General features: G+C 73.1%; 10 protein-coding genes and 1 pseudogene. 1 reads left to right on the top strand and 10 read right to left on the bottom strand.

Features of this window, described 5'->3' with window-relative positions:
• Positions 1 to 629: 629 nt before the first annotated feature.
• Entirely contained in the window at positions 630 to 4,241 is a 3,612-nt protein-coding gene (locus tag OHA72_RS23985) for a CARDB domain-containing protein (protein WP_327010023.1), read from the bottom strand.
• Between the two features lie 373 nt (positions 4,242 to 4,614).
• Here OHA72_RS23985 and OHA72_RS23980 point away from each other — a divergent pair, with 373 nt between their 5' ends.
• Complete coding sequence (locus OHA72_RS23980) at positions 4,615 to 5,838, top strand: polysaccharide lyase family 7 protein (RefSeq protein WP_327010022.1); 1,224 nt, start codon at positions 4,615 to 4,617, stop codon at positions 5,836 to 5,838.
• Positions 5,839 to 6,102: 264 nt separating this feature from the next.
• Here OHA72_RS23980 and OHA72_RS23975 read toward each other — a convergent pair whose 3' ends face one another.
• The 9 genes and pseudogenes from OHA72_RS23975 to OHA72_RS23935 form a co-directional block, all read right to left on the bottom strand.
• Positions 6,103 to 8,766: a pectate lyase-like domain-containing protein gene (locus OHA72_RS23975; RefSeq protein ID WP_327010021.1), complete on the bottom strand. Its 2,664-nt coding sequence runs from the start codon at positions 8,764 to 8,766 to the stop codon at positions 6,103 to 6,105.
• Between the two features lie 269 nt (positions 8,767 to 9,035).
• Positions 9,036 to 11,216: a diguanylate cyclase domain-containing protein gene (locus tag OHA72_RS23970; protein ID WP_327010020.1), complete on the bottom strand. Its 2,181-nt coding sequence runs from the start codon at positions 11,214 to 11,216 to the stop codon at positions 9,036 to 9,038.
• 249 nt (positions 11,217 to 11,465) lie between these two features.
• The gene (locus OHA72_RS23965; protein ID WP_327011650.1) at positions 11,466 to 12,113 is read right to left on the bottom strand and encodes a response regulator transcription factor; all 648 of its coding nucleotides are present in this window, start codon (positions 12,111 to 12,113) and stop codon (positions 11,466 to 11,468) included.
• Entirely contained in the window at positions 12,101 to 12,496 is a 396-nt protein-coding gene (locus OHA72_RS23960; protein WP_327011649.1) for a sensor histidine kinase, read from the bottom strand. Before OHA72_RS23960 ends, OHA72_RS23965 begins: the two co-directional genes overlap by 13 nt.
• 328 nt (positions 12,497 to 12,824) lie before the next feature.
• Positions 12,825 to 13,133 (bottom strand): annotated as a pseudogene (locus OHA72_RS23955) (sensor domain-containing protein); the annotation flags it as partial.
• 261 nt (positions 13,134 to 13,394) lie between these two features.
• Positions 13,395 to 14,513, bottom strand: a complete 1,119-nt coding sequence (locus OHA72_RS23950; protein WP_327010019.1) for an ABC transporter permease — start codon at positions 14,511 to 14,513, stop codon at positions 13,395 to 13,397.
• Positions 14,514 to 14,579: 66 nt separating this feature from the next.
• A complete protein-coding gene (locus OHA72_RS23945) occupies positions 14,580 to 15,215 on the bottom strand; it encodes an FtsX-like permease family protein (RefSeq protein WP_327010018.1) in 636 nt (211 codons plus the stop codon).
• Positions 15,158 to 15,970, bottom strand: coding sequence for a hypothetical protein (locus OHA72_RS23940; RefSeq protein WP_327010017.1), 813 nt, complete (start codon positions 15,968 to 15,970; stop codon positions 15,158 to 15,160). Before OHA72_RS23940 ends, OHA72_RS23945 begins: the two co-directional genes overlap by 58 nt.
• On the bottom strand, positions 15,967 to 16,695 hold the full coding sequence (locus OHA72_RS23935; RefSeq protein WP_327010016.1) for an ABC transporter ATP-binding protein: 729 nt from the start codon (positions 16,693 to 16,695) through the stop codon (positions 15,967 to 15,969). The genes OHA72_RS23940 and OHA72_RS23935 overlap by 4 nt, the downstream gene beginning before the upstream one ends.
• Positions 16,696 to 16,822: the final 127 nt, after the last annotated feature.

Here is a 16,822-nt window from a genome sequence, read left to right as displayed (position 1 = left end):
GCGCGCCGCAACCGCAACGGTTCCAGCAGGACATGGCCAGGTGGCGAACCTGCCGATCCACTGGACGCGGCGCCGCGCCACTCCGACACGACGGCCGGTTGCAAGGCGGGCGTCCAGTCGGCGACCGACCAGAGGACACCCCACCCCACGGGCCAGCCGGGCACACCACCGCGCGGGCTGGGCCGGGGCATATGCCGACCCCGCGGGCTGAGACGGGCCGGACCACGACCGCCGCGCGCCGGGCAGCGCAAGGACACGGGCCGCCGCGCGGGCAGGCGGGGACCGACCGCCGCACAACGGGCCGCACAGGGCACGGGCCACCACGCGGGCTGGGCACCGGGGACACGGCGCCCCGGGGACACGGCCACGCGCGCTGGGCCGCAGGACACGGGCCACCGCGCGTGTCGGGCACCCGGGGCACGGGCCACCACGCGCGCCGGGCACCCGGGGCACGGGGCCACCGCGCGCCGGGCCGCGCAGGAAACGACTCGCCGCGCGGGTTGGGCAGTCTCAGGACACGCGCCACCGCGCGGGCTGGGCCGCGCAGGGACACGGGTTGTCGCGCGTGCTGGGGTGACGCACGGCCGCGGGCCCGCCGTGGTGGCGGGCCCGCGGAGGTGGTGGGACGGTCAGGCGCCGTTGAAGACGAACTGTGAGCCGGGCTCCTTGACGATGTTGCCGTCGGCGGAGTTGGTGATGGTCACGTTCGTCAGGTTGGCGTTGCCGCGGGCGCCTCCCATGGCGAGGATGCCCGCGCCGTTGTTGGACTTGTCGATGCGCATGTTGGTGATGGCGACGTTCGGCATGTTGCCGCCGCCGGTCTTGAACTGGATGCCGTCGTAGGTGGAGTCGTAGATGTCGGTGTCGCGGATCGTGACGCCGACGATGTCCAGCGACGACGGGAACAGGGTGATCGCGCCGAACTCCTGGTCCTCGTTCCAGAAGACGCCGCCGCAGCGGTACAGGCCGTTGTTGGAGATGACCGTCGTGCCGCTGAAGGGCTGCGGGGAGTGGTCGGTCGCCAGCATGATGCCGGGGTAGTTCATCGTGTCGGAGACGAGGTTGTTCTCCGCACCGTTGCCGTAGCCGCCGTAGATGGCGATGCCGTTGGCGCGCCACGGCAGTTGGACGGTGTTGTTGGTGAAGTGGTTGTCGTGGGCGATGTCGACCGCGGCGTCCTTCACCCGGGGGTTGGCCCAGATGGCGAGGGAGTCGTCGCCGGTGGTGCGGAACGACGAGTTGAACACCCGCGAGTTCTTCGTGCCGTTGGAGAAGTTGATGCCGTCCGCGAACGTGTCACGGATGCGCATCCCGGTGAACTCGAGGCCGTCGCCCGGGTTCCAGTATGCCGGGGTGTCGCTGTAGTCGCGGCCGACCCAGGCGCCGACGTTGACGTGCTCGATCCAGACGTTGCTGATCTTCGTGTTCTTGCCGAACCGGCCGTTGAGGCCGTGGCCCCGGTTGGCGCGGTTGGTGGTGCCGCCGAAGATGGCGAGGTCGGAGATCTGGGTGCTGTCGTCGATGTCGAAGCCGACGTTGCCTTCGTGCGGGTGGTTGATGTTGCCGACCACGTTCTGCGGCTCGGTCAGCGTGTAGAGCTGCGAGTGCCACATGCCGGCGCCGCGGATGGTGACGTTGCGGATGCCCTTCTGGTTGTACTGGCCGCGGGTCGGGTCGACGGACAGGATCTTCTGCTCCTGCCGCCACTGCCCGGCCGGGATCCACACGCAGCTGATGACGCCGTTCATGTCGTCGTTGACGGCCCGCTGGATGGCGGCGCTGTCGTCGACGCCGTCGTTCGGGATGGCGCCGTACGTGGTGATCGACGTGCAACCGGTGGGCTGGCTGAGCGCCGGCGCGACCTGCTCCAGGTCGATCAGGTCGATGTAGTAGAACGACGCGTTGTCACCGGCGTCGCGCTGGAGCTTGAACTTGGTGCCGACCGGATACGAGGAGGCCAGCAGCACGTGCGACTCGTCGAAGAGCCGGCGCGCGTTGGCCTGCGGCGAGTTCGACAGCGACTCGGTGTCGTCCGTGGTGCCGTAGAGCCAGCTGTAGCGCGAGGACAGCGTGATCTTCTGGACGAACACGTTGTTCGCGTACAGGCTGATCGTGTAGTCGGCGCCGCCGCCGGACGCGGAGTCCGGGACGGAGTTGCGCACCACGATGGAGTTGGCGGCGTTGGTCGAGGTGATCTCGACGTAGTTGCCCTGGCTGTTCAGGCGCACCGACGCGCGGCCAGAGGACTCGGTGCCGAAGTTGGTGTGCCCGAAGGTGCGCAGCGGGTCGGCGGTGACCAGGGTGCCCTGGTACAGCCCGGCCTCGGCCTCGTAGGACGTGTACGGCACGGCCGCGCCACGTCCGACCACAATGGACTGTGAGAGGGAGTTGTTGCTCTCGTTGGTCTCGGCGACCACGCCGGTGGCGTCGGCGGTCGCGGTGATGGTCGCGCCGCCGCTGGTCGCCGTCCACGTGCCGCTGATCGCGACGTTGACGGTCGCGCCGGCCGCGATCACGCCGGTGGTGCCGTTCAGCGTCGCGCTGCCGACCGTCACCCGGGTGACCGTGGAGACGCTGGTGGCGGTGATGCCGCGGTTGTTGACCGCGACGGTGAAGCTGACCGCCGCGCCGACCGCCGGGTTCGACGGGTTCGACGAGACGCTCAGCACCTGCAGGTCGGGGCCGGGCGCCTGGGAGACGACCAGCTGCGAGGCGGCGGTGAAGGCGTTGTTGGACTCGTTCTGCTCGGCGACCGTGTTCGCGGGGTCGACGGTCGCGGAGACCGGGTAGCTGCCCATCGCGCGGGTCCCGGCGTTGACGGTGACCGTGGTGGACGCGCCGGCGGCGAGCGCACCGACGGCGGCGGTGCCCGCGGAGGTCCCGCCGACGTTGACGTTGACCGTGGTGGCGGCGGACGCCGCGGTACCGGCGTTGCGCACGGTCGCCGACACGGTCACGGCCTGGGTCTCGGTCGGGGCGGCCGGGGACCAGGTGAGGCCGGTGACGACGAGGTCCGGGTTCGGCGCCGGGGTGCCGATGACCTGGAGCTCGGCGACCTGACCGCCGGGGGCGCCGTTGTTGGTGAAGATCTGCAGCTGCACGTCCGCGACGCGGCCGCTGACCGGGATCGTCACGGTGTTCTGGTTGCCCGTCGGGCTGAAGCCGTAGTCGGCGCGGGGGTTGAGCGAGGTGAAGCCGGTGGCGGACTGCTCGCGGCCGAGGACCTGGATGGCCTGGGTACGCGGGCCCCACGCGGTGTCGGGGTTGAGCTTGACGACGACCGAGCTCACGTCGGCGTTCGAGCCGAGCTTGACGGTCAGGATGCCGGTGAAGCCGTTGGACTCCCAGTAGGAGCCGACGTTGCCGTCGTTGGCGTTGGTGGCGACGAACGTGAAGACCGACGAGTTCGCCTCGATCGCCTTGCCGAGGGCCAGGTTCGTGCCGTTCGGCGGGGTCGTGCCGGTCCGGGTGACGTGGTTGCTCTCCGCCGACGCGTTGCCGGCCGGGTCGGTCGCCTTCACGTAGTACTCGACGGTCGCCGTGTCCGGCTGGGTGTCGGTGTACACCAGGACCGTGCCGCCGACGGTGGCCCGCAGCGCCCCGTTGGCGAAGATCTGGTAGCCGGCGATGCCCGACGCGGACGTCGACGCGGTCCAGGTGAGCCGGACCTGCCCGGAGGCCGGCTGGGTGTACGCGAGGTTCCCCGGTGCCGTCGGCGGCTGCACGTTGCCGGCCGCGCCGTAGATCTCGAACTCCGACAGCTGCCCGGCGGGCCAGCCGTTGTTCGCGGTGATGGTGACCCGCACGTACCGCACGCTGGCGGCGGTGAAGTTGATGGTGACGACGTTGGCGGAGGACTGGTTGAACACCCGCCCCGCCGACGCGGACAGGTCGTTGAACGCGCTGCCGTTGACGCTGCCCTGCACGGCGAGGGTCTGGGTGCGGGTGCCCCAGTTGGTGGGCAGCTTCAGCACCACCTGGTCGATGGCGGTGTTGGCGCCGAGGTCGACCTGGATCCACTGCGGGAACACGTTGTTGGTGCTCTCCCAGTACGACCCGGCGTTGCCGTCGTTGACGTTGCCGGTGCCGTACGGGCCGTTGGAGCTGCTGGCCTGGACCTGCTTGCCGAGGGCGAGGTTCGGCCCGCCGGCGGCTTCGGCGGCCGTGGGCATCGTGGCGGCGATGACCGCGGTCGCCAGGACCGCGGTGAAGAGCCGCCACCTGGACTTTCGTGTACTCATGACGTCTTGGCCTCTCATCGGGGCGAGGGCGCGACACACCGGGCCCGCGGGGTTGGACCCTGCGGGCATGGCGGCGAGGCGCGCCGGGGGTGTCGGTGCGCCCTGTGTGGGGACTGTGGGATCGGCGGTAACAGCGGGTGGATGGGGGCGCAGCAGGCGGTGGCGGTCGACTGCTACGTGGCTTGCACAGCGCCGCACAGAATCTTGACGAGTTCTGCAAAGTTCTTGCGTCGCTGGACATCCAAGATTTCAGATGCGTGACGGTTCGTCAACATGCGCGGCGAGGAAGCGTTGACAAGGCATAGACAAGGTTGTTTATTGTTAGCCGCCCTGCCTATTCGGGGCGGGCACTCCCCTCCCCCAAGGACAGCCCATGCCACAACGCCCGGAGCGGCGCTCGACGACGCTCATCCTCGCCACCGCCACCGTCACCACAGCGACCGCCGCGATCGTCGCCGGCGTGCTCGGCGGTACCACCGCGAACGCCGCCACCGCAGGACCCGTCACGGGGCTCGGCGGGAAGTGTGTGGACGTGGCCGCGGCAAGCTCCGCCAACGGCACGGCGGTCCAGCTGTACGACTGCAACGGCACCGCGGCACAGACCTGGACCGTCGACGGCACGCAGCTCAAGGCGCTCGGCAAGTGCCTCGACGTGACCGCCGCATCGACGGCGAACGGCGCGAAGATCCAGCTGTACGACTGCAACGGCTCGGCGGCGCAGCAGTGGACCGCGACCAACGGGTCCCTGGTCAACACCGGCTCCGGCAAGTGCCTCGACGCCACCGGGCAGAGCTCCGCGAACGGCACCCGGCTGCAGATCTGGACCTGCACCGGCACCGCCAACCAGGCCTGGACGCTGCCCGGCGGGAGCACGCCCCCGACCACCCCGCCGGCGGGCGGCCTCAACCCGGCCGTCGCGCCCGGCGGCAACTTCGACCTGTCGATCTGGCAGCTGCAGCTGCCGGTCGGCTCCCCCGGCGCGCCGACGACCATCCCGTCATCACAGCTGCGGGGCGCGAACGGGTACACGAACCCGGCGTACTTCTTCACCGACAAGAACGACGGCTCGATGACGTTCTGGGCCCCGGAGAAGGGCGTCACGACGCCGAACTCGAACTACGCCCGCTCCGAGCTGCGGGAGATGAACGCGAGCGGCAGCGCCGCGGACTGGCGCCTCGCCGGCTCGCACCGGATGAGCGCGACGCTGCGCATCCCGAACGTGACGAAGAACGTCTGCGTCGGCCAGGTCCACCTGGGTACCGGCGGCCCGTCGACGAAGCCGCTGCTGGAGCTGTACTACCGCCCCAACGGCGACATCTACATCGGCACCGAGAACTCCCCCGACGGTGGCCAGACCCTGCACCTGGTCGGCAACGTGCCCCTCGGCGTCAAGTGGTCCTACGTCATCGCGATCTCCGGCGGCAACCGGATCAACCTGACCGTGAACGGCAGCACCACCAGCTACGCGATCCCGTCGTCGTTCAACCAGTACGGCATGTACTTCAAGGCCGGCTCCTACAACCAGTCGTCCTCGGACAGCACCACCAACGGCGCAAAGGTCAAGTTCTACTCCCTGACCGTCTCGCACAGTCTCTAGCTGCCCCACCGCTTCGCGGCGGGTCCCGCCGGGGGATTCTCACCCCGGACCCCCAATGCGCCGCCAGCGGCGCACAGCCCGCGTGCCGCGTGGCTGGGATCGCGCATACGCGCCCATCCCGTGGTCGCCCTCCGTGCGCTGCCACGGGCGTGACCGAGGGCCGGCTCCCGGCGTGGGAGACCGGCCCTCGGTGTTCAGGTCTCCGCGGCGCGGTGAGAGGGCCGGTCCCGAAGGACCGGCCCCCGTCTAATTGGCAGATGCGGATCAGGGGTAGCTGACCACGTTGGACGGCGTCACCGCGGAGGCCTGGGCGGCCGCGCCGGTGTCGTTGATGACGTGGGTGATCGAGCCCTTGCCGAGCGACACCGTCAAGATGTTGTGGAACTTGACGTTCGGGGTGTTGGGCACCTCGAAGGAGTGGTACGCGGCGATCGAGGCGTCGGTGGTGAACACGCAGTAGCTGCCCATCCCCCAGCCCTCATGGGTGGTGACGTTGTTGCCCACCTTGTACGCGGCGTAGCCGACGATGCCGTCGTGCGACCAGGCGGCGGCCGACGGCGGGTCGTACGGCAGCTCGTTCTGGAAGAAGATCGTGCGGCCGCCGTTGCCGTTCCACACCACGTTGTACTTGTTGAAGTGCTCGACGAACAGGCCGTAGGCGAGCACGTTCTGGCCGTTGACGATCAGGCCGTTGTCGGACGGGTTGGAGGTCCAGCCCGCGCCGTCGCCGTGGTCGGCGCGCCACGCCCAGATGTGGTCGATGATCGTGTTGTTGTTGTTCACGATCAGGGCCGCGCTGGCCTTGGCCGCGCCCGCGCCGCCGACGCGCAGGAACACGTCGGAGATCAGGTTCGGGGCGGTGGCGTGGTTGCCGGAGGCGCCGTTCGGGCCGACCTGCAGCAGCGCCGGGGAGTTCGTCGGACCGGCGTCGAAGAGCAGGCTGGCGATCTTGACACCGTCGACGTCGCCGACGGCCATCGGCAGGGCGCCGTTGTCCGCGACGATCGTGGCGTAGCCGAGGCCGAGGACCACGGTGCCGGCGCGGTTGATGTTGACGGTGCTGTTCAGGTGGTACACGCCGGGGGTGAAGAGCAGGTTCAGGCCCTGCGCGACGGCGGCGTTGAGGGTCGCGGCCGAGACGCCCGGCTTCGCGACGTAGAACTGGTTGATCGACAGCGAGGTGCCCGGGGTCTGGCCGTTGATCCAGGTGGCGCCGCTGCTGTTGGTGCGCAGCGACGGCACGAACACCCGGTAGGCGCCGGACGCGTCGGTGTACAGGTACGGCTTCTCCTGCGTGATCGGGCTCGTCGGCAGGGTCGTGTACGGCGGGTTCGGGAAGCTGTTCGCCGGTGCGCCCTGCACGCCGGAGAACACCATGTTCCAGACCGAGCCGTTCCAGCTGCCGATGGTGCTGTCACGGGTGAACCACTGCTGCTGCGAGCAGGGGTTGATGTTGCCGGTGACCCGGGAGTCGGCGATGTAACCGCCGGAGGCCCAGCCGCAGTTCGGCGACGCGAGGGTCATGCCGCCGTGGATGTCCATGCGGCGGAACGGTGCGGCCTGCGCGACGGCCCAGCGGTCGACGCCGGAGACCGGGTAGACGGACAGGTTCTCCGCCGAGCGCCAGAAGTTCTGCGTCGCGTTGCCCTGGAACCAGCCGGCGTCGACGGTGATGTCACCGTTGATCCGGACGTCCTGCGGGTTCTGGCCGAGGCCGTTGATCGAGGTGTAGAACCCGATCTGGGCGTTGAGGCCGTTGTACGTGCCGGGCTTGAACAGGAACTGCACGCGGCCGGGACCGAACTGCGCGGTCTCCTGCTGGGCGAAGATCTGGTCCAGCTTCGTCTGGATGGTCGCGGTGGACTGCGACGGGTCGAAGACGATGACGTTGGAGCCGAGGTCGCCGCCGCCCTGGATCGGGCCGGTGGACGTCGACGGGGTCGGCGACGCGGACGGCGAGGTCGACGGGGTGGTCGAGGCCGAGCCGGACGGGGAGGTGCCGGTGCGGACGATGAACTCCCAGATCGAGTAGCCGTAGCCGGTGCCGCGGGCGGTGCCGTACACCCGCACGTAGCGGCCGGAGCCGGCCACGTCGAGGGTCTGGATGCCGCCGGTACCACCGGTCACGGTCTTGATCGTGGTGAAGTTCGTGCCGTCGTTGGACGTCTGGATCTGGAAGTCCTTGCCGTAGGCGGCCTCCCAGTTGATCGTCACCTGGCAGATCGACTGGGTCGCGCCCAGGTCGACGCGCAGCCACTGGGGGTCGGCGAACAGGCTCGACCAGCGGGTACCGGTGTTGCCGTCGACGGCCGCGCCGGCGGCGTTGGCGCCCGCGTTCTCCGCCGACGAGGCGGTGGCCGGCTTGCCCTGAGCGGCGTTGACGCCGGTGTTGCAGGTGCCGGGGTTGGTGGTGCCGCCGTAGGAGCCGTAGACCTGGAACTCCCACAGGGAGTAGCCGTAGCCGGTGGCACGGGCGGTCCCGTACATCCGCACGTACCGGCCGGAGCCGGTCACGTCGTAGGTCTGCGCGCCGCCGGTCGCCCCGGTCACCGACTTGATGTCGGTCCAGGTGTTGCCGTCCGGGGACGTCTGCAGCTTGAACGCCGTCGCGTACGCGGCCTCCCAGTACAGCTTGATCTGCGAGATCGTCGCGGTCTGGCCCAGGTCGACACGCAGCCACTGCGGGTCGGAGGCGGCCGAGGACCAGCGGGTGGCCGTCGTGTTGCCGTCGAACGCGGCCGACGCGGGCGTGCCACCGTTCTCGTCGGACGACGACAGCGCGGTCTTGCCTTGTGAGAGGAGGGTGTCGGCGGCGGACGCCGAGAAGGTCGTGGTCACCGCATACGTGGCCACCATCAGGATGGCGGCGACGGATGCGATGAACAGATTCCGGCGGCGGCGGTGCGCCGGTCGTGCGGCGGTCAGCATCAATTGCTCCCGGTTTCAGGGCGGGCGGCAGCCGGCAGCGCCACCGCAGGGACACGGTGGTGCTCGGTCCGGCCATCCGGGGTGTGTGACTCCGCGGCCAAAGGCGGGCGGCCCGGGGTCTGGGGTGGGAGAGCGCTCTCCAAGGACGAGGGTTGCCCGATCGGGGCGCCCTGTCAAGAGCGGACCCACACTTATTCTTCGATCCGTAGGAAGGGCGCCGCGCCCATCGCAGGAGAGCGCTCCTGCGCTGACGGTGGGTGACCAGCGCTTTACCGGCTCGACAGCCGCAGATCCGACAGCGCGCTGAGCGCCGGGCCGGAGCCGAGCGCGAGCCCGAGGTCCCGCAGCCGTGACACCTGCCCCGGGTCGCGGACCCCGCTGACGACCGTCTCCACGCCGGTGGCCGCGACGAGCCGCGCCACGGCGTCGACCAGTGCCTCCCGGCGGGGGTCCTCGCCGTCGGCCGGAAACAGCGCGGCGTCCAGCACGAGGCGGGTGAAGGGCAGCGACGCGAGCAGGTCGAGCCGCGCCTGCGCGGTGCCGGTGTGGTCCAGGGCGAGCCCCACGCCGAGCCCGCGCAGCTCCTGCAGCGCCCCGCGGACCGCGCTGTCCTCCCCCGCGAGGGCGGCCGGCACGGCGAGCGTCAGCCGGCCCGGCGCGACGCCGGCCTCGGCGAGGATCCCGGCGACGTCGTGCGGGAAGCCCGGCGCGAGCAGCGCCGAGCGGCTCACCTCGACGGTGAACGCGCGCCCGGGCGGGGTGACCCGGCACGCCTCGGCGAGGGACCAGCGCACCAGCGGCACCGACAGGTCCGCGACGTCGACCGACGGCCACCGGGCCCGCAGGCACCGCTCGACCTCGACGCCGTCGGCGAGCCGGGCGATCGGCTCGCCGGTGAGCTCGACCCGGCCCGCGCCGATCGCGGCGCGCAGCTCGTCGGCGCGCTGCGCGGGCGTGGCGAGCAGCCCCGCCAGGTCCGGGGTGTAGCGGGCGTGGCGGCCCTTGCCGCGCTGCTTCGCCGCGTACATGGCGATGTCGGCGTGGCGCAGCAGCGCCTGCGGGTCGTCGTCGGCGAGCCGCTCCGCCACGCCGACGCTCGCGTTGACGGTCAGCAGGTGCCCGTGGGTCGTGACGGGGTTGGCGAGCTCGGCGAGGATCCGCTCGGCGACCTCACCGGCGGCCCGGTCGTCCGCACCCGGCAGCAGCACCGCGAACTCGTCGCCGCCGAGGCGGGCGACCAGGTCGCCGGGGCGCACCGCGGCCCGCAGCCGGCGGCCGGCCTCCACGAGCAGGCCGTCGCCGACGTGGTGGCCGAGGGTGTCGTTGACGGTCTTGAAGTCGTCGAGGTCCACGAGGATCGCCGCGCCGTGGAACGCCTCGTCGAGGGTGTCGTTGAACAGCGCCCGGTTGGGCAGGCCGGTGAGCGCGTCGTGGGTCGCCTGCTCGTGCAGCAGGCGCTGGTGGTCGCGGACCGTGCCGAGCAGCGCCTCGTTGTCGCGGAACGCCAGCAGCTGCCGCAGCACGACCGCCGTCGTCGCGGCGACCGCACCGGCCAGGACGGGCCCGTCGCCGCTGTTGGAGATGTGCAGCGCGTACACGGCGGCGAGCGCGAAGTAGGGCAGCACGCTGTACGGGCGGCGCCGCTTCGGTGCCACGGCCGCCGGGCGGGCACGGCGCAGCTGCACGGCCCCGGCGAGGCCGACCATGATGCCCTCGAGCGTCGTGATGATGTCGGAGATCCCGGCGTGCCGGGGGTTCTGCAGCACCGGCACCAGCGCCGAGCCGGCCGCGCCGAGCACGACGACGCCGGCGAGGGACTGCAGCGCGAGCATGTCGACGGCGTCGGTGCCGACCAGGATCAGCTTCACCACGGCGAGGACCGCGAGCAGGCACAGCAGGCTCAGCACCAGCAGGCCCAGGGCGCGGGGCACGTCGGCGCGGGCGTCGGAGATGGGTTCGAGCACGAACTGCCACAGGAACGTCGCGGAGCACACCAGGACCGTCGCGGCGTCCAGCCCGAGCCGCAGCCAGTCCCCGCGGCTGCGGCTGCGGGTCGGCAGCCGCAGCAGCCCCCACAGCACCAGCAGCAACGCGACGCTGAGCAGCAGCACCGCGCCGGTGAGGACGGGACCGGACTTGCGCCCGCCGAGGCTCGCCTCGGTGAGGGGTTTCGTGGCCGGCGCGATGAGCAGCGCGGCGATCCCCATCAGCCGCCAGAAACGCCGGCCGGCGGGGGCGAGCCGGTCCAGGCGGGACGCCTGGAACAGGAACCACGAGGCGACGGCGAGGGACAGCGCGCCGGGCAGCCAGCCGAGGATCGTCGCGCCGTCATACCCGGCGGCCCGGGCGACGGCCCAGCCGAGCGCGACGGCGAAGAGCGGGGCGTAGAGCAGCAGCAACCGACGGGCGCCGTCGGCGAGCGCGCTCGGGTGCCGCTCCGGCTCGTCCAACGCCTGACCTCACCGCCTCGTCACGTGCCGGTGGATTTCCCGGTCGACGTCCTGTTCGGCCGGTGTGGTGCCGAGCTGAGCGGTATCGCGTGCGGACAGGGTAGCGCTCCGTCACCGCTCACGTCGACGCCCGATTTGCCGATGTACGGGGCATGCGTCTGCTCCGGCCGGTCCGCCGCCCGGCACCGCCGAAGCCGCCCGGCGGCCGGATCCGGCCGCTCGCACCGCCGCGGCCCGAGGATGCGGTCGTCAGCGCTCGTTGAGGTACGCGAGGACGGCCCGGACCCGCCGGTTGGCGTCGTCGGCGGGCGGCAGGTCCAGTTTCACGAAGATGCTCGTGATGTGTTTCTCCACCGACACGGGGGCGAGGTGCAGGGCCGCGCAGATCGCGGAGTTGGACAACCCCTGCGCCATCAGCCCGAGGACCTCACGCTCGCGCGGGGTGAGCCCGTCGATGCCGCGGTCGCGGCTGCCCCGGGCGAACAGCTGCCGGACGACCTCGGGGTCCAGGGCGGTGCCGCCGCCGGCGACCCGCTCGACGGCGTCGAGGAAGTCGTCCAGGGCGGTGACGCGGTCCTTGAGCAGGTAGCCGACGCCGCCCCGGCCGTCGGCGAGCAGCTCGGCGGCGTAGGCGCGTTCGACGTACTGCGAGACGATGAGCACGCGCGCCGACGGGTCGCCGGCCCGCAGCCTCAGCGCCGCGCGCAGGCCCTCGTCGCGGAAGCCGGGCGGCAGCCGGACGTCCACGACGCACAGGTCGGGCCGGTGCTCGGCGGCGGCGTCCAGCAGCGCCGGGGCGGTGCCGACGGCGGCGACGACGGTGTGCCCGGTGTCGGTGAGCAGCCGGACCATCCCCTCGCGCAGCAGCAGCAGGTCTTCGGCGATCACGATGCGCATGGGAACTCCGCTCGCAGGACGGTCGGGCCGCCGGGTGGGCTGGTGACGGTGAGCTCGCCGTCGAGGGCCTCGACGCGGCGGCGGAGCCCGTCGAGACCGGACCCTGCCGGGTCGGCGCCGCCGCGGCCGTCGTCGGTCACGGTGACGGTGACCGTGGTGCCGGTGGTGCCGGTGCTGACGATGCAGGCGGTCGCGCCGGCGTGCTTGGCGGCGTTGGTGAGGCCTTCGGCGACGACGAAGTACGCGGCGGACTCCACCGCGGCGGGGTACCGGGCGGCCGGGTCGCCGTGGATCTCGACGGTGAGCGGGCTGTCGCCGGCGAGCGCGGCGAGGGCGGCGTGCAGCCCCCGGTCGCCGAGGATCGGCGGGTGGATGCCGCGCACCAGGCGGCGCAGCTCGGCGAGGGCGTCGTCGAGCTGCCGCCGCGCGAGGTCGACGTCGGCGGCGGCGGCCGGCGCACCCGCCGCCGGTCCGCAGCCGCCGGGCGGCCAGGGCGAGGGTCATGCCGGCCGCGACGATGCGCGCCTGGGCACCGTCGTGCAGGTCGCGTTCGATCCGCCGCAGCTCGGCGGCCTGGGCGTCGACGACCCGGCGGCGGGTCTCGGTGAGGCGGGCCGTCTCCTCGACCAGGCGCCGGTGCGCACCGGGCCGCAGCAGGATCCGGGCGGCGCCGGCCTGGACCCGGGCGAGGGTGCGGTCGAGCCAGGCGACGGCCGGCAGGAGCAGCAGCCCGATGGGGACGAGGGCGATCCGGCCGGCCGTGGTGGTCATCAGCGGGTCGGCGGGGAACGGCGCCCTGGGGTTCGGCACCGCCCACGCCCACAGCGGGGCGGTGACGGCGCCGAGGTCGACGGCGGTGGCGACGACCGCGGCGATGCCGCACGCGAGCCCGAGGGGGAACAGCACGATCAGCCACGCGAGGTCCCGCCACGTGGCGGGCTGGGCGGCGACGGCCACCGCCCGGCCGCGGACCGTGCCGGTGACGGGGACGTACGGCGCCTCGATCGGGGCGCCGGCCACCCAACCTGCCCGCCGCCGCTCCAGGCCGGCGAGGCGGCGTCACCCAGCTCGCGGCGAGGAACACGGGGCCGCCGAGCTGGGTGACGGACAGGACGGCGACGACGACGGTCGCGGCGAGGCTCCACAGCAGCCCCGCGACCCCGGCGACGACGCCGGTGAGCAGGTAGGCCAGGGCCCGCAGCGTCGCTCGCAGCATCCCCGCGATGCTACCGGCGCCACGGACCACCAAGATCACCGCACGCCCGGTCACCGCACGCCCGGTCACTGGTCGTCGGCGAGGGCCGGCAGGGCCCGGCGGCGCAGCAGGACGCGGGCCGGCAGGACGCCGGCGAGCAGGCCGAGGGCGGCGACGCCGAAGGCCATCGTCGCGTACGTGGCCGGGTCGACGATTACCCGGAACGTGCCGTCCTGCGCGACGCTGAACGTACCCACGACCACGCCGGTGATGAGCGCGCCGAGGACGAGCCCGGCGGTGACGGCGACGAGGGCCTCCCGCGCGGCGAGCCGGTGCAGCTGGCCGGTGGTGGCGCCGGCGAGGCGCAGGTCGGCGAACTCGCGGCGGCGCCCGGCGGTGGCGATGGCGAACGTGTTGAGGATCGCGATCGCGGTGAACCCGAGCGACACGGCGACCATGAGCTCCCAGGCGCCCTGCTGCTCCTGCGCGTCGCCGGCCGCGGCCGCGCCGGTCGCCGGGGTCACGAGCACGCCGGGCACGGCGGCACGGATCCGGCCGGCGGTGCCGTCGTCGCCGGTGCGCACGGCGATGCCGCGGACCAGGCCGCGCGGGTCGTGCGCGGCGACGAGGGCGGCGGGCAGGACGGCGTCGCCGAAGCCGCGGGAGCGTTCGTAGACGCCGGTGAGGCGCAGCCGGACCCGGTGCCCGTCGGCGAGCCAGAGGTCGACGGCCTGCCCGACGGTCCAGCCGTACAGACCGGCCAGGTACCGGCTGGCGGCGAACGTGCCCTCCCCGCCGGTGGCGCCGGCGCTGAACCCCAGGTCCAGGGCGGCCTGCGAACCGGTGGTGAGCAGGCCCTGCGCCGGGTGGTCCTCGGGTTTGCCGCCGGCCACGACCACGATGCGGGTCGGCAGGTTCGCCGCGGCGCCGGTGACGCCGCCGACCGCCATGATCGTCTGCGCGGTGCCGAGGGCGAGCCCTTGCGCGGCGGTCACCTGGGCCGTCGCGGGTGCGGTCCGGGCGGCCTGCTCGGCGGCGGTGACGTCGGTGAGCATCCGGCTGTTGAGCAGCATCGTGGCGTTGATCGCGAACATCAGCACCAGGGGCACCGCGACGGCCGCGACCCGGCGCGGCTCGGCCCTGGTGACCTGCCCCGCGAGCCGGCCGACCGGGCCGGCGCCGTGCAGGCGCGACACGACGGCCACGAGGGGCGCACCGCCAGGGGCCGAGCGCGGCGACCGCGCACAGCAGCAGCGCGCAGGACACGAAGCTCATGCCCATCCCGAACGGCCCGCCGAGCGGCACGAACGTGAGCACGGCGACGGCGCCGCCGGCCGCCACGACCGCGGCGAGGACCCTGGCGAGCCATCCGCCCGCGGGCTGGACGGCGGTCTCGGCCAGCGCCTGGGTCGGGGCGATGCGGGCCGCGCGCCGCCCGGCGACGCGGGCCGCGACGGACGTGACCAGCAGCCCGGCGGCCGCGGCGGCGACGAGGACCAGGGCGTTGCCGTGGACGGTGAACTGCGGCGGACGGCGCCGAGCCGGCGGAACCGCTCCGCGACGGCCTCGGCGACCACGATGCCCAGCGGCGCGCCGGGGACCGCCGCGCACCCGGCGAGCAGCAGGCTCTCCAGGTTCAGCAGCCGGCGCAGCTGCCCGGGGGTCGCACCGGCCGTCCGCAGCAGCGCCAGCTCCCGCAGCCGCTGCCGCACGCCGAGGGTCACGGTGCCGGTGAGCACGAACACGGCGGCGAACGCGGTGATGCCGATGAGGAATCCGAAGATCGAGATCGGGGCGACGTAGTCCGGCAGCGCGCCCGGCAGGTCGGCGCGGACCCGGTCGCCGCCGGTCAGGACCGTGACCGTGCCGATGAGGGTGCCCCCGCCGGCGGTGCCACCGGGCGGCACCGCGCCGTCGACGGCCCGCTGGACGGCGGCGCGCACATCGGTGGCGCCGGGAGCGGCGAGGATGCCGATCGCCGTCGGCCCGTCCAGGCCGGACAGCGCGGCGGCCTCGGCGTCGGCGACGAACAGCGCCCCTGCGCGGCCAGCGCGTCCCGGCCGGTGGGTGCCGCGATCCCGGCGACGCGCAGGGTCCGCACGCCGGTGCGGCTGGTGACGGTGACCTCGCCGCCGACGCCCAGTCCGGCGCGGATGGCGAGGTCGGCGTCCAGGACGGCCTCGCCGGGTCCCGGTGCGTTGCCGGTGCGCAGGGTGTACGGGGTGAGCACCGCCGACGCCCAGCCGTGGCCGACGACGGGAGCGCCGTCGGCGCCCCGCAGCGGCCGGCCCGCCGCCGTCGCCTCGACGGGGAACGCGAGGTCCGGCACCGCCGACGCGACCCCGGGCAGGCCCGCGAGCCGGGCGGCGAGGTCCGCGGGCAGGGTGCCGGCGCCGGCGAGCCGCTCCGTCTTGACCTTCCGCTTGGTCTTGTCCTTGTCCTTCTTGCGTTTGTGGGTGACGGTCTCGACGGTGACGGCCCGCTCGCCGGAGACGACGACGTCCGCGGCGGCGAACCGGTCCGCCGGCGGCTGCGCCGTGAGGACCGACGCGAGCAGCAGCCCGCCGCCGGACAGCAGCGCGACGGCGAGCAGCGCGGCGAGGAACGTGCCGGCGTACGCGCCGCGGTGCCGGCGCAGCGTGCCGATGGCGAGGCGGATCATCGGGCGCTCACCGCCGTCATGCGCGTCGCGACCTGCTCCGCGGTGGGGGCGCTCAGCTCGCCGGCGACCTTGCCGTCGGCGAGGAACACGACCCGGTCCGCCCACGCCGCCGCGGCCGGGTCGTGGGTCACCATGACGATCGTGGCGCCGAGCCCGTCGACCGCCTCCCGCAGCAGGGCGAGGACCTCCCGGCCGGTGGCGAGGTCCAGGGCACCCGTCGGCTCGTCGGCGAAGATGACCTGGGGACGGCCGGCGAGGGCCCGGGCGAGGGCGACCCGCTGGCGCTGGCCGCCGGACAGCCGGGCGGGCCGGTCGTCCTCGCGGCCCGCCAGGCCGACCCTGCGGATGACGTCCCTGGCCCAGCCGCGGTCCGGTCGTACACCTGCCAGCCGCTGCGGCAGGAGCACGTTGTGCCACACCGACAGCGAGTCCATCAGGTTGTAGCTCTGGAAGACGAAGCCGACCCGCCGGCGGCGGACCTGGGTCAGCCGGGGCTCCCGCAGCGCGCCGATCTCCTCGCCGGCGAGCACGACCCGGCCGGTGTCGGGCCGGTCGAGCCCGGCGGCGCAGTGCAGCAGGGTCGACTTGCCCGATCCCGACGGACCCATCACCGCGCAGAACGTCCCGGCGGCGAACGCCACCGACACGCCGTCCAGGGCGCGGGCACCGCCGCCGGGATAGGTCTTCGTCACGTCGAGCACCTCGACGACCGCGTCGTTTCTCATGACGTCGAGCCTGGTCGAGGCGGTGCCGCGGCGACACACGGCGGGCCTTGCTCCCGGTGGTGGGGAAACCCCTACCCCCGGGTCCTCGCGCACCCCGACGCATTGACCAATGTGATGGTCAGGACGA

The organism is Dactylosporangium sp. NBC_01737, assembly GCF_035963215.1.
GTDB lineage: Bacteria > Actinomycetota > Actinomycetes > Mycobacteriales > Micromonosporaceae > Dactylosporangium.
This window is presented reverse-complemented; position numbering and strand designations above follow the sequence as displayed.